Below are 18467 nucleotides of genomic sequence, written 5' to 3'. Positions count from 1 at the left end.
GTTGCGCGCGGGCGCGACAATGCACCTTGAGAACCCCCGCGAACGCAGGAGGCACGGTGCACATCCAGGACTACCTGGCCGCCATCATCTTCGGCGCCGTCATCGGCGTCGTGGCCCGCATCATCCTGCCGGGCCGGCAGCCGATCGGCCTCATCCTCACGGTCCTCATCGGCATGGGCGCCGCGGTGGCCGGCACCTGGGCCGCCGACCGCTGGGACCTGCACAGCGACAAGCACCTGGTGGTGAGCGGGCACGAGTACGACTGGCTGGTGATCGGCGTCCAGGTCGGCATCGCCGTCGTCGGGGTGGGGATCGCCACGATGCTGGCCAAGGCGTTCTCAAGCGACGACGACCACCATCACTCCCGCTACGACCATTAGTTAAGCTAGTCAACAGCTCGCAGAGCTTCGAGTAGATCGGGCAGGCATAGTTCTTCGGTCCTCGGAGCTACGGATCCCGTGGAGGCGTGGTCTTTGCGGGGTGACAAGTCGCTGCACTGGCAGTTCTATTCGTGCTCGACGGCTGGGCGACCTGCCCGGGCCGGACGCAAACGCCGCATCACCGGACACGAGCGGGGCCGGACCATCGCGCCGGCCCCGCTCGTGCCCGCCGGGCCGGCCTCGGCGCCCTGCACACCGCGGACGAGGCTGGCCCGCCGCCATGAACGGGTCTCGCGCGCTCCAAGGAGGTCGTCTCGAAGGGGGCATCGCGTAGGCGACGCACTCGACGCCTGGTCAGGTGTCGGGCTCCAGCTCGGCGACGATCCGCGCAAGCGTCGCGACCGCACCCTCGAGTTGGACCGAGGTCAGCGGGCCGAGGAGCCGCGATGCCGAGAGCAGTCCGATCGTCGTGCTCGACAACACCAGAGCCAAATCCTCGACCGCCACGTCGCGGACAAGGCTCCCTCGCTGCTGTAGGTCACGTAGCCACGTCACGACTGCGAGATGACGGTCGCGGAAGCGTCCGTCGGTGACAGCGTGGGCGTGGGACCCGAGCACGCTCCGGTCGTCAAGGAACGCGGCGGTCATGAGCGGATCGTCCAGGAGGACCTGGACCGCACAGCGATAGGCATCGCTCAACCTGGGGGAATCTCCGACCAACTCGGCCGCACGCGCGTTTATGCGCTCGGTGCCGCGTCGCAGTACGGCGTCCAGAACGTCATGCTTGCTCTCGAACTCGCGGTAGACCGCCCCTTTCGCGATCCCGGCGCGCTCCGCCACGGCAGCGACGCTCATCGCGTCGAAGCCCCGGTCGAGGACAAGGGCCTCGGCGGCGTCGAGAATGCGTTCGCGACGGTGCGGGACCAGCGGTCGTGGCATCAGGCGAGCCCGCGGAGGAAGGTAAGCGCGGCGGACTCGACGTCGCCGGGCCGATCACGCTGGACCCAATGCCCGGCGTTCGGCACAACGACCAGTTGGGCATTCGGAAGCTCTCGCGCGGCGGCCCGGGCTCGCTCGATCGGTACACCGGTGTCGCGTTCCCCGTGAATCAGCAGCGTCGGTGTCCGGATCACGGACAGCCGGGCGGTGTAGTTGGTACGCAAGCGGTTCCACAGCACCTGCTCATGCTGCCACGACGCGAACGTAGCCAGTGCCGTTCCTGTGCTCGCTTCCCTGACCACGGCCTGGACCAGTTCGGGAGTCCGCTGGGCGGGGTCGCGAACCAGGCGTTGCAGCCCGCGTTCCATAGCCTTCGCGTTGCGCGCGTACGACCGGGTCATCGCCCCGAGCAGGCCGGTGCGCAGCAGCGCCCACGTCACCAGGTGACTCGCTGCGCCCAGCGGCCCGTCGGCCAGCCGCGGCATGATCCCGTAACAGCCGAGGAGCATTGCTCCGCGCGCTCGGCCGGGCTCGTCGAGCAGGTGGCCCAGCGCCATGCCGCCGCCCAGCGAAAGTCCCCCGATCACGTAGTCATCGAGGCCCAACGCGTCGACCAGATCACCCACGTACCGAACCAGGCGCTCCTGGGTCGTGGGCCAGGGCGCCGGGGGACTCTGCCCGAAACCGGGGTGGTCCGCAGCCACAACCGGAAATCCCGCGGCTGCGAGCACGCCGCCGACGTTGCCCCAGGAGAGCTCCGCGTCGTCCACGCCACCACCGTGCAACAGCAACACAGTCCGACCGGACGCCGACGGCGGCTCCCAGCGCAGAACTGAGACCGGTGTGCCGCCCACCTGAACCGTCGCGCGCAGTGCTTTCACGGAACCTCCTCCGAGGACGTTGTGACCATTCTAGCCGATCGGGTCATAACGACGAGTGGTTGACGGCGGGACCTCTGTGGCGGTAGTCATAACAATTATGCATGAACGTTTGTTTACCCTCAACGGCCAAGCTCGGGCGAGGTTCGCCGGTCGCGCCGCGGATCTCCCGCCGGCCCGGGCATTCGCCCAGGTCCGCACCCTGCGCCTGGCGGACGGCCCCGACGGGGTGCACAAGGACGCGCCGGCTCGCGCCGAGCCGCGCCGTCAGCGGGAGGTCCGGTCGTGAAACGCACGCTCTACGGCGCCGACCACGAATCGTTCCGTGCGTCCGTGCGGGGATGGCTGGAGCGATCGGTCGTCCCGGAGTCGGCTCGGCACGCCGAGAAGAAGAGGGTGCCGCGTGAGGTGTGGCTCGACGCTGGTCGACAGGGTCTCCTCGGGCTCACCGTGCCCGAAGTCCATGGCGGCTCGCAGGCGGACGACTACCGGTTCACGGCGGTGGTGACCGAGGAGCTCAACAAGGTCAACGCAGCTCTGGGCTCCTGCTGGAGCATGCACGCCGACGTCACGGCGGCGTACTTGGTGGAGCTTGGCACCGAGGAGCAGAAGCAGCGCTGGCTCCCGGGTGTCACCACGGGCGAGCTGCTCCTCGCGCTGGGCATGACCGAGCCGGGCGGAGGCTCCGACCTGGCCGCGCTGCGAACGACGGCCGTGCGCGACGGCGACGAGTGGGTTGTCAACGGTACGAAGACGTTCATCACCAACGGCTACTCGGCAGACCTCGTGGTGACCGCGGCGCGCACTGACCCGGCCAAGGGCGCGAAGGGAATCACGCTCTTCGGCGTCGAAGCGACGAAGGCCGGGTTCACGCGAGGTCGCAAACTGGACAAAGTCGGCCAGGACGAAGCGGACACCGCCGAACTGCACTTCACGGATGTCCGGCTCTCCGACGACGAGATCATCGGGGAGCTCGGCCAAGGCTTTGTACACATGATGCAGTGGCTGCCACGGGAACGGCTCAGCTGCGCGGTCGCCAACATCGCGCACGCCAAGCAGATCCTGGTTGAGACGCTGGCCTACGCGCGAGACCGGCATGCGTTCGGTGTGCCGATCGGCAGCCTCCAGCACAACAAGTTCCTGCTCGCCGAACTCGTCACCCAGATCGAGGTTGCCGAGGCCTACGTCGACACCTGCGTGCTGGCGCATGTCGCCGGGGAGCTGACGGCGATCGACGCGGCCAAGGCGAAGTGGTGGTCGAGCCAGGTGCAGAACGAGATCCTCGACCACTGCGTGCAGCTCCACGGCGGCTACGGGTTCATGAATGAGTACCGCGTCGCACGGGCCTGGCGGGACGCCCGTGTCACCAAGATCTGGGCCGGCTCGAACGAGGTCATGAAGGAGCTCATCGGTCGCGACCTCGGGCTGTAACCAACCCGTCCTTCGCGAATGGTCTGTGCCGGCCATCGCTACGGCTCAAGTATATACAAACGTTCATTTACCTGAGGAGGTAGAATGTCGGAAGTGATCGGCACGTCGCGCCGTGGCGTCCTTGCGGGTGCCGGAGCGCTGGCGCTGTTAGGCGGGCTCGGTGGCCTGCTCGGCGGCTGTGGCCGCGACTCCGCCGCAGCGTCCGCGAAGACGAAGATCGGCTGGATCGAGCCGAAGACCGGCCGGCTGGCGGCGGCGTACGCGCCCATCTATGTCGGTGGAAGGCTGGCGCTCGACGACATCAAGCAGGCTGGGGGGCTGCTCGGCGAGCCCGTGTCGATGAACGAGGTGGACGACGAGGGCAGTCCCGCTACCCAGTCCACGATCGCGCGCCGGATCCTCGGTGCCGGGCCCACGTTCGTCGTCGGCCCGACCGGAAGTTCGCAGGTGGTCGCCTCGGCCACGGCGCTCGCTCGCGAGCCGATCGTCCAGTCCGGCTGGGGCGGCACGGCGAGCCTGGGGGACGGGAAACAGTTCCCGTTCTTCTACCAGCTCGTCTACAACACTACCCAGCAGGCGCACGCTGCGATGACCTTCCTCAAGGAGGTCCGCAACTGCGCCAAGATCGGCCTGATCGTGGAGAACTCCGAGTTCGGCAAGTCGATCAAGAACGCTTCGGTGGAGTTCCTCGCGTCCGAGTACTCCACCAAGGCGGTAGCCGTCGAGACCTTCGAGGTCGACGCGAACGACATGACGCCGTTCGTGCGCAACCTCGCCTCGGCAGGCGTGGACGGACTCGGTCTGTTCACCGGGCAGCCCCAGGCCACCATCCTGATCCTGCGCGCGATGCAGGCCGGCGGGATGGCGCCGACGATCGTTTCCCACGACCTGAACTACGTGGAGGCCCTGGGCGAGTTCTCGGGCGAGCTGCTCGGCAAGTTCTTCGGCACGACCTACCGCGGCCTGACCTACACCGCTACGGAGCAGCCGAGCAAGCGGGTCAGCGAGCTCGCCAAGCGTATCGTCGAACACCCGCAGACCGCCGGACTCGGCTACTCCGCCATCACCAGTCCGTACTACGACTGGGTGACGTTGATGGCAGCGGTGATCGAGGAGGAGAAGACCGCCGACCCGGCCAAGCTGAAGAAGGCGCTCGACAGCCTCAGCGGGTACGGGGGAGTGCGGTCCCGCATCACCTTCACGGCCGACAACCACTCGGGCATCGACAAGGGGGACATCACCATCGGGACCCTGACCTCGGCGCTCGAGCCGGAGTCCCTCGGCGGCGTGCTGCGGCGTCGAGCCGACGGACTGTGATCCCGACACCATGAGCGACGTCATCGTCCCCGGACTCACGTTCGGCAGCATCTACGCCCTCATCGCCATGAGCTTCAACGTCTCCTACCGGCCCACGAACGTCGTCAACTTCGCGCAGGGCGAGCTGGTGATGGTGGGCTCGATGCTCGTGGCGGCCACCTCGATCGGGGGACTGCCGTGGCCGGCCGCAGCGGTCTTGGTCATGGTCGTGGTAGGCGCAATCGCCCTCGTCGAGGAGCGCGTCGCGGTCGCGCCGGTGCTGCGGCGCTCCGGCCACGCCATCGGGTGGGTGATCACCACTCTTGCCTTCTCCCTCATCATCGGCGAGGTCGCCGGCAAGGTGTGGAACGACCAGCCACGTGCGGTCGACCCACCGTGGCCGTTCTCGCTGACCCAGCACGACGTCGCGGGCGTCACCGTAAGCTCCTACCAGGTGGCCCTGGTGGTTGCGGTTGTGCTGATCATGCTTCTGCTCCATCGCGTGGACCGGACGTCGTTGGGCGTGGCCATGCGGGCGGTCGCTGCCGACCGCGACGGAGCACGCCTGCGCGGGGTCAACCCGGCCGCTCTCACCCAGCTGTCCTTCTTCATCAGCGGTGCGCTCGCCGGCCTCGCCGGCCTCCTGGCCGCGCCGCTGCTGCTCGCCTCTCTCGGCATGGGGCTCACGCTGCTGGTGAAGGGTTTCGCGGCGCTGGCGGTCGGTGGCATCGGCTCCAACAAGGGCGCTCTCGTCGCCGGATGGACGCTCGGCATCGTCGAGGCGATGGGCACCCGGTACGCCACACCCGGCCTGCAGACAGTGGTGCTCTTCGGCTTCATGCTGCTGTTCCTCCTGGTCCGTCCCTCGGGGGTCTTCGGGCAGCGGGTGATGCGTCGTGTCTGAGCCCGTCGCCCTCTCCGGCCGCGTGGCCGAGCTGCTGTCCTCGACGCGTGTCCGGGTGGTCGCCGCAGCGGTCGGTGTGCCCCTGCTTGTCGCGCTGCCCTGGATCAACGCCGACCCAACGGTGATCTACCTGTCCGCGATGGTCGGGATCTTCACCCTCGCCGGCACCGGCCTGAACCTCACCATGGGGTACACCGGGCAGGTCTCCCTGGGGCACGGCGCGCTCGTAGCTGTCGGGGCCTACGCCAGCGCAATCCTGATGACCACCTACGAGTGGCCGTTCGTACCCGCCGCGCTCGCCGCCATGGCGATCGCCATGGCGGCCGGGACCGTTATCGGGCTACCCGCCTTCCGCCTCTCGTCGTGGTACATCGCCCTTGTGACCCTGGGGTTGGCACTCGTCGCCCGCACCCTGGTGGTGGAGCTGGAGGAGCTCACCGGGGGATGGGCCGGCTTGGTCGGCATTCCGCGCGCCACGATCGGGGGCCTGGAACTCGACGACCGCGGTGTCTACTGGGTGGTGGTCGCGGTGAACGTGATCGTTCTGGCGCTGGTGGCGAGCATGGCGAGGTCGCGACCGGGCCGATCGATGATGGTAGTCCGCGACTCTCCGGAACTGGCCAGGGCCGTCGGTGTCGACGCCGTCCGGGTCAAGCTCGCCGCGTTCGCCGGCGGGGGCGCGGTGGCGGGCCTGGCCGGGGCCCTGTTCACGGCCAACAACGGGATCGTCACCCCCGACGACTTCACCCTCGACTTCTCGATCTTCTTCCTGATCGTCGTGATCATCGGGGGCGCCGGGCGGTTGCTCGGCCCCCTGATCGGTGTCCTGGTGTTCTACGCCGTCCCGGAGCTGCTGACCTCGCTGGACCAGTGGCGGGGCCTGATCTACGGCATCGGGCTGCTGGTGCTGATGAACTACGCGCCGAACGGTCTCGCCGGAGCGGTCGACGCCTGGCGAACCAAGCACCGGGTTCGTAAACACGCCAAGCCAGGTGCCGACAACACCCCCGAACTGCGGGTCGGAGCCGCCGACCACCGAGCGACGGGGCCGGCGGCGTCGCTGAGCATCGAAGGGGTCTCCAAGTCCTTCGGCGGGATCGCAGCCTTGTCCGAGGTCTCGGTCACGGTGCGGTCCGGGGAAATCCACGCCGTCGTGGGCCCCAACGGATCGGGTAAGACCACGCTGCTGAACGTGGTGAGCCGCCTGCTCACGCCGGATCAGGGCGCGGTGCTGCTCGACGGCGAGAACCTGTTGCGGCTGCGGGGAGAGCAGCTGGCCGGTCGCGGCGTCGCTCGCGTTTTCCAGACCCCCAAGCTGTTACCCGATGCCACGGTCGGCGACAACGTCGTGCTGGGCGGATACGCGCGGCGCACGGCGCGGGCCGCGGCGGTGCTGCTGCGCACCCCGGGAGGACGACGGGAGGAACGAACGTTGCGCCGGCACGCCGACGCGGTGATGAGCGAGCTCGGGCTCGACACCTGGAGCGCAGAGACCGCCGGGGCTTTGCCGCACGGGCGGCAGCGACTCCTGGAGATGAGCCGGGCACTTGTGGCCTCGCCGCGCCTGCTGATCCTCGACGAACCGGCCGCCGGACTGGCGCCGGACGAGCTCGCCGCGTTCGAGCAGCTGGTGCGGTTGGTTCGGGACGGCGGTACCACCGTCGTGCTGGTCGAGCATCACATCGAGCTTGTCGCCCGCGTTGCGGACACCGTGACCGTGCTCGACCAGGGCCGGGTCCTGGTCACCGGCACTCCGGCCGAGGCACTGGCCGACCGCCGGGTCGTTGACGCGTACCTGGGGGTAGGAGCATGAGCGCGCTGCGCGCCGTCGGCGTCCACGCCGGCTACGGTCCGGTGCCCGTCGTGCGCGCCGTCGACCTGCACGTGTCGGCGGGGGAGATCCTCGCTGTCGTGGGGGCGAACGGAGCGGGGAAGACCACCTTGCTGACCGCGCTGGCCGGCTTGCTCCCGCTCTCGGGCGGCCATCTCGAAGTCGCGGACGCTCGGCTGACCCGCACCGGGCCGGAGCAGCTCACCGATGCCGGAGTCGCCCTGGTCCCCGAGGGGCGCCGGCTGTTCCAAGGACTCACCGTCGAGGAGCACCTCACGCTGGGCCGCTGGCGGCAGCGGGTGCCCCGCGCCGAGTTCGCCGAGCGCCGGCGGCACGTGGTCGAGCTGTTCCCGATTCTCGAGATCCGCAAAGACGCGTCCGCCGAAGTGCTCAGCGGCGGGGAGCAGCAGATGCTGGCGATCGGTCTGGCGCTGATGAGAGCGCCGAAGGTGCTCATGCTCGACGAACCATCGATCGGCTTGGCCCCGGTCATCATCGACCTGGTCTTTGCCGTTCTGGACACCCTGCGTGCGCAGGGGCAGGCGATCATCATCGTCGAGCAGCGCGTCCAAAAGGTCCTGCAACTGGCCGATCGTGCCGTGGTGATCCAGCACGGCACGATCGTGGCCGAGGGGCCCGCACGCGAACTCGCCACCGACCCGCGTCTCCACGCGGCCTACCTGGGAGCGTCGAGCATTGACCTGGACTGATCCTTGGAGCGCAGACCTTCCGCCCGCCGAGGCGTGCGTGTTGCCGGTGGTCCTTCGCCGGCGTGCCGCCGAACACCCCGACCGGGTGTTCGTGGGCTTCGACGACGGCGAGTCGTGGACGTATGCGCGGGTACTGGAGGAGGCCGAACGTGTGGCCGGCGGCCTGGCCCGGCTGGGCGTCGTCGCGGGAGATCAAGTCGTCTCCTGGTTGCCCAACGGAGCGGATGCGCTGCGCGTGTGGTTCGGGACCAATCTGCTGGGCGCCACCTACGTGCCGCTCAACACCGCCTATCGGGGAGGGCTCCTTGAACACGCGCTCACCCTGTCCGGGGCGCGAGTCGCCGTTGTCCACCCCGACCTTGCCCCGCGGCTGGCTGAGGTCGGACATGGGGAACTGACCGACGTGGTCGTGACCGCGGAGACTCCGGTCCCCGTGGACGGGCTGCAGACCCACAGCCGCGCGGCGCTCGACGGCCCGCCCGCGGCGGAACCCGCGGCACAGGAGCCGTGGGACCCCTACGCGATCATCATGACCTCGGGCACCACTGGACCGTCCAAGGGCGTGGTCTGCTCCTACGCCCAGCTGACGGCCTGCGGGGACGCGGCGTTCGCCGACAACTTCGGCGCCGAAAGCCGATACCTGGTGACACTGCCGCTCTTCCACGCCGGAGGCACCATCGGCGTCAACGCCGCCCTGGTGCTCGGCGGGTCGATCGCACTGGCCGGCGGCTTTGAGACCGGGCGGTTCTGGGAGATGGTCCGTGCCACGGCGACCACCCACGTGACGTTGCTCGGGGTGATGGCCTCATTCCTGAGCAAGGCTCCGGAGTCGAGCGAGGACCGCTCACACTCGCTGCGCCGGGTGTTCATGATCCCATTGGCGGACGACGCCGACGTGTTCGCCGATCGGTTCGGGGTTGAGGTCGTGGCGATGTTCAACATGACAGAGGTGTCCATCCCGATCGTGTCGCCACCGAACCCGTCGGTGGTCGGTACGTCGGGTCGGGCTCGGCCCGGGGTCGAGTTGCGGATCGTCGACGAGCACGACCGGGAGGTCCCCGACGGCGAGATCGGCGAGTTGACCGTGCGTACCGCCAAGCCGTGGACGATCACCAGCGGCTACTACGGACGTCCGGAGGCGACAGCCGAGGCGTGGCGCAACGGCTGGTTCCACACCGGCGACGCGTTCCGGAGGGTCGAGGGTGAGTACTTCTTCGTCGACCGGATGGGTGACACCATCCGGCGGCGCGGCGAGAACATCTCCTCCTTCGAGGTGGAGAGCGAGATCCTCGCCCATCCCGACGTTCAAGAGGCGGCAGTCGTCGCCACTGCGAGTCCGCACGGTGAGGACGACGTCCTCGCCGTGGTAGCACCGGTGTCTGGGCACACGATCGATGTCGCCGAACTGATCGAGTTCTTGCGGCCCAGGATGGCGCACTACATGGTGCCGCGCTATGTGCGGGTCATGGCCGAGCTTCCACGCACGCCGACCAACAAGGTCCAGAAGCACGTACTGCGCGCGGCTGGGGTCACGCCTGACACGGTGGACCGCGAGGAGCTCGGGATGGTCGTCAAGCGCGACCGGATCGGCGTCGACCCGTCCGGGACGAGGGGCTCGACCCGACCATCAGCATGACCAGTGCGACGTGCTGACGGGCCAGGTCGGCGGAGCTGACTCGACCGTCTCGGTGAAACCACTGCCCCGCGTTCATGCACAGGTCGAGGATCGCCTTGGCCGTGATGTCGATGTCCGCTCCGTGCTGCGCGAAGGTGAACGCGCCGCTGTCGGCGCCTGCGCGCAGGGTGGTCTCGAAGATGGAGCGCACCTCGCGCTGGCTGTCGAGGATGAGTTGTGCGCGCTTGGGCGGCAGGTGCCTCCACTCCCGCTGGCTCACCATGCCCTCGATCTGCCGCTCGGTATGGAAACGAGTCATCGCCTCCACCAGGGCTAGCAACTGCGCCTGCGGGTCCTCGCCGGCTTCGGCCAGCCCGGCCCGGAGCGCATCCAGGGTGTCGCGGTGCGAGCGCTGCAGGATCGCGAAGAGCACGTCCTCCTTGGAGGCGTAGTGGTTGTAGAGGGACCCGGCAGTGACATCGCACGCCGTCATGATCCGCCGCACCGACGTAGCCGGGTAGCCGTCAGCGAAGAACAACGCTGCTGCGACATCAAGGATTCGCTGTGCGGTCGCGGTGGTGCGCGCGTCGTGGCGGGTCTCGGTCACGGTCTGACGCTAGCACCGGCCGTTGAACGAACATTCATTGACACGACGGCGAGCCTGCTGGTAAACAAACGTTCATACACATCGGGAGGTGGCGGTGGTCTTCGCGAAGCCGCGAGTGGTCGACATGTGCGACGTCGTGTTCGACGAGCCCTGCTGGGAGGCGTACCTGGGCGCGCTGCTGACCGCGGCGCCGGGCTATCTCGGTGCGTTCGGCGCGCGCTTGGCTCGGCTCTCCGGCCGGCCACGCGCTCAGCTGCTCAGTGAGTACGCCGCGGCGCCCGAGCAGGCGGTGCGCGACCTGGCCCGCTCGCTCGGTGCGCACACGGACGTCGACGCGCACGTCGCCTCGCTGTCAGCCGGTGGTGTCGACCAGCAGGTCCTGCACGGCGGCCCCTGGTCCTGCCCGGCGGGGACGGTCAATGACGTCGTCGCCGGCTTCGCGGCCCGTCACCCGGACAGGCTGCGGTTCTTCGCGGGCGTCAGCCTGGCCCACCCGGAGAAGGCGTGGCGAGAGGCGCGGCGGGCGCTCGACGATCTTGGCGCCGACGGCCTCTCCGTGATTCCGTTCCTGGACTCCGCGGACATCACCGCACCCGAGCACGACCAGTTGTGGCGACTGGCGGTCGAGCGCCAGGTCCCGGTCTGGATCCACTCCGGGCAGAGCTTCCGGGCCACGACTCCCATGGACATCTCCGGCCCGCGTGCGATCGACAACCTCGCAGGTCGCCACCCCCAACTACGGATCGTCCTGGGGCACGGCGGCTGGCCCTGGGTGCTGGAGGCGATCGCGCTCATGCAGCGACACCCGCAGGTCTACCTGGAGTTCTCCTCCCACGACCCGGCAACCATGGCCCAACCGGGGTCGGGCTGGGAGCCCTTGTTCCTCCACGGCGCACGTTCGGTGCGGCGCAAGGTCCTGTTCGGGTCGACAAGTTGGACTCACGGCATCGACGTCGCGCAAGTCGCCGCCCGCGCGTCGATGTTCCCGGTCTCGGACGAGGTCCGCACCGACTGGCTGCACGACAACGCCATGCGACTGCTCGGCGAGCCCGCAGCGGTGCCGGCGTGAACGGCGAGCTCGAAGGCCGGCGGGTCCTGGTGACCGGCGCTGCCGGTGGCATCGGCCTCGCGCTCGGGAGGCTGCTCACCGAGCGCGGAGCCGCGGTGCTCGGGGTCGATCTTCCGTCCGCCGTTGCAGCGGTGGCCGACGGCGCCGAGTTCCCGATGCTCGGCGCCGATCTCCTGGACGTGGACGCGACGGATCGGGTCCGTCAGGCGTGCACCCGCGAGCTCGGCGGCCTGGACGGCCTGGTCAACAACGCCGGGATCGAGCACCGAGCGGCTCTGGCCGAGCACGACGATCAGACGTGGCGCCGCGTCCTCGCAGTCAACCTCGAGGCCCCGTTCCGGCTCTGCCGCGACTTGTCCGACCTGCTCGCGCAGCGAGACGGAGCGGTCGTCAACGTCAGCTCGATCGCCGTGATGGGCTTCGCGGGCCAGGCCGCGTACGACGCAAGCAAGGGCGGACTCCAGACACTGACCCGGTCGTTGGCCGTGGAGCTGGGACCGACCGGAGTCCGAGCGAACGCGGTATGCCCCGGCTTCATCAACACCCCGATGCTCGACAACGCCGGACTGCGCGAGATGGCCCGCCGCGTCGCCCGCGGGTTGCCACTGCAACGGCTGGGTCAGCCCCACGACGTGGCCGAAGCGGTCGCCTGGCTGCTGTCCGAACGCGCCGGATATGTCACCGGCCACACGATCTTCGTCGATGGAGGAATGCGCCGATCATGAGTACGGCCCCAACCAACCTCGATCTCACCCCGCACCCGCCGGCACGAACGGTCCGGGTCACCCGTCCGCGACCGGGAGTCGTGTGGCTCACCCTCGACCGCCCCGAATCGCTGAACGCGATCGACCGCGCGATGGGCGAGGAACTGCTCGCCATTCTGCAGACGTGTCTGGGCGACCGGGAAACCCGGGTGGTGGTCCTGACCGGCGCGGGCCGAGCCTTCTGCGCCGGCGACGACCTCGCCGCCGTGGAGGGCCACCTCCGCGGTGACCGGAGCCGGTCACCCGTTCTCGGGGACAGCGCGGACCCCATCTACCTGCGCATCGTCGAGACCCTCGTGACGGCACGGGTGCCGGTGGTGACAGCTGTCAACGGATTCGCCGCCGGGGCGGGCACCGAGCTCGCGTGCGCCGGCGACCTGCGGATCGCTGCCGCCACCGCCCGGATCGGCAGCGGGCTGGTCAACGTTGCCCAGGCCGGGAACGCGGTGATGCTCGGCCGTCTCGTCGGCGCGATGCGGGCCACCGAGATCTACCTGTCCGGTGAGCTGATGGCGGCCGAACGGGCGGAGCGGCTCGGGATCTTCACCCGAGTGGTGCCCGCAGAACTGCTCGACGAGGTGACGTTGGCCGAGGCCGCCCGGCTCGCGCAGGCACCGACCGCGGCCATCGGGCTCTACAAGCAACTGCGGGAGCACTGCCTCGGACAGCCACTCGAGCAGGCCCTCTGGATCCAAAACTCCGTCCATATCCGCAATAACGCCGAGGTTCGCGACGCCCTCGAAGGTGTCCGGGCGTTCATCGAGAAGCGGACCCCCCAATTCGAAGGCAGGTAGGCATGACCCAGGACATCTTCGGGAGATTCGACGAGCACGTCGTAGTGGTGACCGGCGCGGCGAGCGGCATCGGTGCCGCCTCGATGGAGCTGTTCACCAAGGCCGGTGCGACGGTCGTCGGGCTCGACCTGGTCGCGGGGAACGGAGTCCGCTCCTGCGACGTCTCCGATCCCGACGCCGTGCACGCTGCGCTGGAGGAGGTCGTGGCCGAGTACGGTCGCCTCGACGTCGTGCACGGAAACGCCGGGGTCAACGTGCCCGGCCGCGCGCACTCGCTGACGGACGTGGACTACCGCCGGATCATGGGGGTGTGCTGCGACGCGAACTTCTACCTCGTGCGCTCCGGCGTGCGCCACATGCGCGAGCGCGGTGGCGTGTTCGTGTTCACCGCGTCGATGTGCGGGGTGGCTGCCACACCGCGGTCACCTGCGTACAACATGGCCAAGCACGCGCTCATCGGTCTGACCAGGTCGGTGGCGGTCGACTACGGAGCACAGGGGATCCGCGCCGTCGCGCTGGTCGCCGGCCCGGTCCACACCGCGATGGTCGACGAACTGTGGCCCGAGGGTCCGCTGCGTGACAGCCTGATCGCGGCTACCTCGGCCGGCCGGCTCAGCACCCCCGAGGAACAGGCCCGTGCTGCCGTCTTCGCCGCGCTCCCGGACTCGTCGTACCTGACCGGCGGCGTGCTGACCATCGACGGCGGCGCCACGGCTGGATGGAACGAGATGGCGTCCCGGATGCTCACGCTCACGGGTGCGTGATGAGCCCAGCCACCTATACCTGGCGTCCCGACGTGGAGATGCCGATGCGTGACGGGGTGCTCCTGCGCGGCGATGTTTTCGCCCTCGACACCCCGGCGCCGACGGTCGTCTTCCGTACGCCCTACGGGCGACGCCGAATCAGCTCCGACGTGCTGCGTCCGTTCGACTGCGTGACGGAAGGCTTCGCCGCCGTCGTCCAAGACACCCGTGGACGATTCGGTTCCGACGGAGAGTGGCGCCCAGTGATGTGGGACCAGGAACAACTCGACACCGTTGACACCGTCGAGTGGGTGGCCGCTCAACCGTGGTGCTCCGGCGAGGTCTACCTGGCCGGCACCTCGTACGGCGGCATCCTGGCGATGCACGGTGCAGCCGCCCGGCCGTCCGGCCTGCGTGGCGTCGCCGCTGCCATGATCACGACCGGTGGCCGTGACGCCCGCGAGACCGGCGGCGCCATGCGCCTGGACCACCTGATGGGCTGGATGGTCTTCATGGCCGCCGACTGGTTCGCTCGACGCCCCGAGCACACCGACCCCGCGAACGCAGCCCTTCTCGGACAGCTGCTGGCTGACCCGAGCGCCGCGATGCGGGCGATCCCGGTCACCGACACACCGCTGGCGCACCTGAACGGCTTCCCGATCGATGTGGTCGGCCTGATGTCCGGGGGAGCCGTATCCACCCCGGAGTGGGAGGTCACCGACCTCACAGTCCCGATCTTCCTGACCACGGGTTGGTACGACGTGTTCGCCACGGCCACCATCGACACCTTCGTCGACGCGGTTGCTGCCGACCCGGGTCGCCCGCACCGACTCCTGGTCGGGCCATGGGCACACACCGGACCGCTGCCGCACCTGCAAGGAGAACTCAACTTCGGTGTCTCCGCCTCGGCGAGCGCCGTCGGGCTGCCGGAGCGACAGCTGCGGCACCTGCGCCGGCTCGGCGAGGAGGGATCAGTCGAGGGACCGGAGGCAACCTGGTTCCTGATGGGCGCGGACGAGTGGCGCACCAGCACCGCCTGGCCCCCGGCAGAGAGTCGTACGCTCACCTTCCGCCTGCGACCCGGGGCGAAACCCGGCGGCCGGTCCGGTGGTCTCGACGGCGACGACGACGCTCGCACCAAGGGTCAGGACTCGTTCCGGTACGACCCCTGCGATCCGGTACCGAGCCGTGGCGGACGCCTGCTCCACCTGGGGCGCCTAGCCCCGGGTCCGCTCGACCTCTCCTGGCAGCTGCAGCGCTCCGACGTCCTGCTCTACCAGACCGGCGCGCGCGACCTGCCGCTGGACGTCGTGGGCCGGGTGGCCGTCACCCTGTCGGTGACCTGCTCAGCACCCTCGACCGACCTGGTCGTCCGGCTCGTCGACGGGTGGCCGGACGGTCGCCTGATCCCGTTGGCAGAGGGCGTACGCCGTCTCGACAGCGACAGCGGACTCTCTGCCGACCAGCCATTGCCGGTACACGTTGACCTGGGATACACCGCACAGCGCATCGAACCCGAACACAGGCTCGCCGTGCTGGTCACCAGTAGCAACTTCCCGCATCTTGATCGCAACCTGAACACCGGCGACCAGCTGGGATCCAACACGGCGGTCGCTGAGACCACCGTGCATACCGAGGACTCGTGGCTGCTGGTGCAGGCGCTCCCTCAGGAAGGCACCGCTGCATGAGTCTGTGGACCGAGCGACGCAACGGCGCGGTGGCCACGTTGTCGTACGCCAACCCGCCCCGGAACTTCCTTACATTCGCGGCCCTCGCCGAGCTCGAGACGCGGCTGGTCGACATCGCCCAGGACGACACCGTCCACGTGGTCGTGCTGCGCAGCGACGTCGACGGCTACTTCGTGGCGCACGCCGACCTTGACGAGCTGTCCCGACTCGCATCCGGGCCCGTGCCGGAGGCGGCCGCGTGGTACACCGCGATGCGTCAGATCGAACGGATGCCGCAACCCGTGGTCGCGGCCATCGACGGGCAAGCATGGGGCGGGGGCGTGGAACTCGCCTTGGCCTGCACGATGCGCTGGGCCAGCCGCCGCTCCGACCTCGCACTGATCGAGACGAGCCTCGGCATCATCCCGGGGGCCGGCGGCACCCAGCGACTGATCCGCTTGGTGGGCCGCGGCGTCGCAACCGACCTGGTCCTGAGTGGCGCTGCCCTGAGGGCGGACGCCGTTCAGGCCATCGGCCTGGTATCACGCGTCTTCGACACCGACGACTTCGACGATCGCGTCCACGCCGCCGCAATCGCCCTCGCAACCAAGCCACGCGAGGCACTGGTCGCCGCGAAACGGGTGATGCGTGAGGGCAGCACCCTCGACACATCCTCTGCGATGCGGCTCGAAGGACACGAGTTCGCCCGGCTGCTGGCGACGCCGGAATCACTGCGGCTGCAGGCCGACGCGCGCCGACGTTACGCTGAAACCCCGGCATCTGAGCGCGTCTGGTTCGAACGGACGTCGTGGTGACTCGCGGCACGGCGGTTGTCACCGGCGCCAGCCGCGGCATCGGGCGTGACTGCGCGCTGCGACTCGCCGAGCTCGGCTACGACGTCGCAGTCGGCTACCACTCACGGTTGGACGCGGCCGAGGAGGTGGTGCGGCAAATCGAGTTGTACGGCCGGTCAGCGGTCGCGATCCCGGTGGAAACGGCCGACCCCGAGTCCTGCGCGGCGTTCGTCGCGGGTGGTCGGGAACTCGGCCCGGTGCGAGCGATCGTCTCGAATGCCACGGGCTTCGGCATCGCGGCCCCGCAGCTGGGCACGGCCATCGCGACCCCACCGGCGACGTACGAGACGATGGTGAGCGCCCGGGTCGGTGCCCTGCTTGCGCTGGTCGCCGCCGCAGGGTCGGACCTGACCGACGGTGGCCGGATCGTGGCTATCACCAGCACCGGTACCTCGAGGGTGATTCCGGGCTACGCGGCCATCGCGGCCGCGATGGCCGCAACTGAGACCGTAGTGCGCTACCTGGCAGTCGAACTGGGACGGACAGGGGTGACGGCCAACGTCGTCAGCGGCGGACTGGTTCGCACGGACGCCCTCTCCGAAATCTCAGCCGACCCGGAACGGATGGTCGCCGCCGTCACGCGTGGCACGCCGTCCAGGCGCATCGCCGAGCCGAACGACTTGGCCGGAGTGGTCGGCTTTCTCTGCAGCCCCGAAGGCGGCTGGGTGAACGGGCAGACCGTCGTCGTCGACGGCGGCTACTCCCGCTGCTGAGCGCTCGCTTGAACGCATCATCCGACACCAGGAGGCTCCATGCCTGACGCACTCGTCTACGACCACCTGCGCACCCCGCGGGGCAAGGGCAAAGCCTCAGGGTCGCTCCATGAAGTCAAGCCGGTCGACCTGGCCGCCGGGCTGCTCACGGAACTCAGACACCGCAACCCCACGCTCGACACCGCGCGCGTCGACGACGTGGTGCTCGGCGTCGTCAGCCCGATCAACGACCAGGGCGGTGACATCGCCAAGACCGCGGCGCTGGTCGCGGGATACCCGCAGACGGTGGCGGGCGTGCAGCTCAACCGCTTCTGCGCCTCCGGCCTGGAGGCGCTCAACCAGGCGGCTTCCCGGGTTCGCGGCGGCTTCGAGGACCTGATCGTCGCCGGCGGCGTCGAGTCGATGAGCCGGGTGCCGATGGGCTCCGACGGTGGCGCGTGGGCCTCCGACCCGGCCACCGCGCTGCGGAACGGCTTCGTGCCCCAGGGCATCGGCGCCGACCTGATCGCCACCATCGAGGGCTGGACACGTGAGGACGTGGATGCATACGCGGTCGACTCTCACCGCCGCGCCGCGAAGGCATGGGCGAACGGCTACTTCAGCGAGTCCGTGGTTGCTGTGCGTGACCGGAACGGACTGACCATTCTCGATCGGGACGAGGCCATCCGCCCGGACACGACGGTCGAGGGCCTGGCCGGCCTCAAGCCCAGCTTCGCCCGGATCGGCAGTGACGCGGGCTTCGACGACGTGGCGCTCGAGAAGTACCACTGGGTCGAGAAGATCAACCACGTCCACCACGCCGGCAACTCGTCGGGCATCGTCGACGGCGCCGCCCTGGTGCTGATCGGAAACGAGAGAGTCGGCTGCGACCTCGGCCTGACCCCGAGGGCGCGCATCGTCGCGACCGCCGTCTCCGGCGCCGACCCGACGATCATGCTCACCGGTCCGGCCCCGGCCGCCCGCAAGGCGCTCGCCAGGGCGGGCCTCGAGGTCGGCGACATCGACCTCTTCGAGATCAACGAGGCGTTCGCCGCGGTCGCGATGCGGTTCATGCGCGACCTGGGCATCGGCCACGAGATCACCAACGTCAACGGCGGCGCGATCGCGATGGGCCACCCGCTCGGCGCGACCGGCGCGATGATCCTCGGCACGCTCGTCGACGAGCTGCAGCGTCGCGACCTGCGTCGCGGCCTCGCCACGCTCTGCGTGGCCGGCGGCATGGGCATCGCCACCATCGTCGAGATCGTCTGAGCTGAGAGCAGAAAGGTCACA

At 69.2% G+C, this 18467-nt stretch carries 19 protein-coding genes; 16 read left to right on the top strand and 3 right to left on the bottom strand.

Going from position 1 to position 18467, the window contains the following annotated elements; genetic code table 11:
- The first annotated feature begins 56 nt into the window (after window positions 1-56).
- On the top strand, window positions 57-380 hold the full coding sequence (locus ACQPY0_RS32265) for a GlsB/YeaQ/YmgE family stress response membrane protein (RefSeq protein WP_432968894.1): 324 nt from the start codon (window positions 57-59) through the stop codon (window positions 378-380).
- A gap of 354 nt (window positions 381-734) precedes the next feature.
- Here ACQPY0_RS32265 and ACQPY0_RS32260 read toward each other — a convergent pair whose 3' ends face one another.
- Together ACQPY0_RS32260 and ACQPY0_RS32255 are read right to left on the bottom strand one after the other, a co-directional pair.
- Window positions 735-1319: a TetR/AcrR family transcriptional regulator gene (locus tag ACQPY0_RS32260; protein ID WP_432968891.1), complete on the bottom strand. Its 585-nt coding sequence runs from the start codon at window positions 1317-1319 to the stop codon at window positions 735-737.
- A complete protein-coding gene (locus ACQPY0_RS32255; protein WP_432968888.1) occupies window positions 1319-2089 on the bottom strand; it encodes an alpha/beta fold hydrolase in 771 nt (256 codons plus the stop codon). The genes ACQPY0_RS32260 and ACQPY0_RS32255 overlap by 1 nt, the downstream gene beginning before the upstream one ends.
- A 208-nt stretch (window positions 2090-2297) precedes the next feature.
- Here ACQPY0_RS32255 and ACQPY0_RS32250 point away from each other — a divergent pair, with 208 nt between their 5' ends.
- From ACQPY0_RS32250 to ACQPY0_RS32220, 7 genes are all read left to right on the top strand, one after another.
- Window positions 2298-2486 (top strand): hypothetical protein, encoded by a 189-nt coding sequence (locus ACQPY0_RS32250; RefSeq protein ID WP_432968885.1) that lies wholly within the window; start codon window positions 2298-2300, stop codon window positions 2484-2486.
- Window positions 2483-3628, top strand: a complete 1146-nt coding sequence (locus tag ACQPY0_RS32245) for an acyl-CoA dehydrogenase family protein (protein WP_432968882.1) — start codon at window positions 2483-2485, stop codon at window positions 3626-3628. Before ACQPY0_RS32250 ends, ACQPY0_RS32245 begins: the two co-directional genes overlap by 4 nt.
- Window positions 3629-3712: 84 nt before the next feature.
- Window positions 3713-4945 (top strand): ABC transporter substrate-binding protein, encoded by a 1233-nt coding sequence (locus ACQPY0_RS32240; RefSeq protein ID WP_432968879.1) that lies wholly within the window; start codon window positions 3713-3715, stop codon window positions 4943-4945.
- A 10-nt stretch (window positions 4946-4955) separates the two neighbouring features.
- Window positions 4956-5828, top strand: a complete 873-nt coding sequence (locus ACQPY0_RS32235; RefSeq protein WP_432968876.1) for a branched-chain amino acid ABC transporter permease — start codon at window positions 4956-4958, stop codon at window positions 5826-5828.
- The gene (locus ACQPY0_RS32230) at window positions 5821-7641 is read left to right on the top strand and encodes a branched-chain amino acid ABC transporter ATP-binding protein/permease (RefSeq protein WP_432968873.1); all 1821 of its coding nucleotides are present in this window, start codon (window positions 5821-5823) and stop codon (window positions 7639-7641) included. The genes ACQPY0_RS32235 and ACQPY0_RS32230 overlap by 8 nt, the downstream gene beginning before the upstream one ends.
- The gene (locus ACQPY0_RS32225; protein WP_432968870.1) at window positions 7638-8369 is read left to right on the top strand and encodes an ABC transporter ATP-binding protein; all 732 of its coding nucleotides are present in this window, start codon (window positions 7638-7640) and stop codon (window positions 8367-8369) included. Before ACQPY0_RS32230 ends, ACQPY0_RS32225 begins: the two co-directional genes overlap by 4 nt.
- 46 nt (window positions 8370-8415) lie before the next feature.
- Window positions 8416-10005 carry an AMP-binding protein gene (locus ACQPY0_RS32220; protein WP_432995461.1) on the top strand — a complete coding sequence of 530 codons (1590 nt, stop codon included), beginning with the start codon at window positions 8416-8418 and terminating at the stop codon, window positions 10003-10005.
- Here the strand turns inward: ACQPY0_RS32220 and ACQPY0_RS32215 are convergent.
- A complete protein-coding gene (locus tag ACQPY0_RS32215) occupies window positions 9941-10591 on the bottom strand; it encodes a TetR/AcrR family transcriptional regulator (RefSeq protein ID WP_432968867.1) in 651 nt (216 codons plus the stop codon). The genes ACQPY0_RS32220 and ACQPY0_RS32215 overlap by 65 nt on opposite strands.
- 88 nt (window positions 10592-10679) lie before the next feature.
- Between ACQPY0_RS32215 and ACQPY0_RS32210 the strand changes: the two genes are divergently transcribed.
- The 8 genes from ACQPY0_RS32210 (at window position 10680) to ACQPY0_RS32175 (ending at window position 18446) form a co-directional block, all read left to right on the top strand.
- A complete protein-coding gene (locus tag ACQPY0_RS32210; RefSeq protein WP_432968864.1) occupies window positions 10680-11660 on the top strand; it encodes an amidohydrolase family protein in 981 nt (326 codons plus the stop codon).
- Window positions 11657-12385 carry an SDR family NAD(P)-dependent oxidoreductase gene (locus tag ACQPY0_RS32205; RefSeq protein ID WP_432968861.1) on the top strand — a complete coding sequence of 243 codons (729 nt, stop codon included), beginning with the start codon at window positions 11657-11659 and terminating at the stop codon, window positions 12383-12385. The genes ACQPY0_RS32210 and ACQPY0_RS32205 overlap by 4 nt, the downstream gene beginning before the upstream one ends.
- A gap of 80 nt (window positions 12386-12465) precedes the next feature.
- A complete protein-coding gene (locus ACQPY0_RS32200) occupies window positions 12466-13218 on the top strand; it encodes an enoyl-CoA hydratase/isomerase family protein (protein WP_432968858.1) in 753 nt (250 codons plus the stop codon).
- A gap of 2 nt (window positions 13219-13220) precedes the next feature.
- Window positions 13221-13982, top strand: coding sequence for an SDR family NAD(P)-dependent oxidoreductase (locus tag ACQPY0_RS32195; RefSeq protein WP_432968855.1), 762 nt, complete (start codon window positions 13221-13223; stop codon window positions 13980-13982).
- Between the two features lie 44 nt (window positions 13983-14026).
- On the top strand, window positions 14027-15649 hold the full coding sequence (locus ACQPY0_RS32190; RefSeq protein WP_432968851.1) for a CocE/NonD family hydrolase: 1623 nt from the start codon (window positions 14027-14029) through the stop codon (window positions 15647-15649).
- Window positions 15646-16443, top strand: a complete 798-nt coding sequence (locus tag ACQPY0_RS32185; RefSeq protein WP_432968848.1) for an enoyl-CoA hydratase/isomerase family protein — start codon at window positions 15646-15648, stop codon at window positions 16441-16443. Before ACQPY0_RS32190 ends, ACQPY0_RS32185 begins: the two co-directional genes overlap by 4 nt.
- Window positions 16437-17195 carry an SDR family oxidoreductase gene (locus ACQPY0_RS32180; protein ID WP_432968845.1) on the top strand — a complete coding sequence of 253 codons (759 nt, stop codon included), beginning with the start codon at window positions 16437-16439 and terminating at the stop codon, window positions 17193-17195. The genes ACQPY0_RS32185 and ACQPY0_RS32180 overlap by 7 nt, the downstream gene beginning before the upstream one ends.
- A 39-nt stretch (window positions 17196-17234) precedes the next feature.
- Window positions 17235-18446: an acetyl-CoA C-acetyltransferase gene (locus tag ACQPY0_RS32175; protein WP_432968842.1), complete on the top strand. Its 1212-nt coding sequence runs from the start codon at window positions 17235-17237 to the stop codon at window positions 18444-18446.
- Window positions 18447-18467 lie beyond the last annotated feature (21 nt).

Source organism: Dactylosporangium sp. CA-233914, assembly GCF_050942935.1.
In the GTDB taxonomy this organism is placed as follows: Bacteria; Actinomycetota; Actinomycetes; order Mycobacteriales; family Micromonosporaceae; genus Dactylosporangium.
This window is presented reverse-complemented; position numbering and strand designations above follow the sequence as displayed.

Excerpts from the sequence above, each read along its gene's own strand:
- ACQPY0_RS32260 (WP_432968891.1), bottom strand. The coding sequence starts at position 1,319 with ATGCCACGACCGCTGGTCCCGCACCGTCGCGAACGCATTCTCGACGCC.
- ACQPY0_RS32250 (WP_432968885.1), top strand. The coding sequence starts at position 2,298 with ATGCATGAACGTTTGTTTACCCTCAACGGCCAAGCTCGGGCGAGGTTC.
- ACQPY0_RS32240 (WP_432968879.1), top strand. The coding sequence starts at position 3,713 with ATGTCGGAAGTGATCGGCACGTCGCGCCGTGGCGTCCTTGCGGGTGCC.
- ACQPY0_RS32235 (WP_432968876.1), top strand. The coding sequence starts at position 4,956 with ATGAGCGACGTCATCGTCCCCGGACTCACGTTCGGCAGCATCTACGCC.
- ACQPY0_RS32225 (WP_432968870.1), top strand. The coding sequence starts at position 7,638 with ATGAGCGCGCTGCGCGCCGTCGGCGTCCACGCCGGCTACGGTCCGGTG.
- ACQPY0_RS32195 (WP_432968855.1), top strand. The coding sequence starts at position 13,221 with ATGACCCAGGACATCTTCGGGAGATTCGACGAGCACGTCGTAGTGGTG.
- ACQPY0_RS32190 (WP_432968851.1), top strand. The coding sequence starts at position 14,027 with ATGCGTGACGGGGTGCTCCTGCGCGGCGATGTTTTCGCCCTCGACACC.
- ACQPY0_RS32185 (WP_432968848.1), top strand. The coding sequence starts at position 15,646 with ATGAGTCTGTGGACCGAGCGACGCAACGGCGCGGTGGCCACGTTGTCG.
- ACQPY0_RS32175 (WP_432968842.1), top strand. The coding sequence starts at position 17,235 with ATGCCTGACGCACTCGTCTACGACCACCTGCGCACCCCGCGGGGCAAG.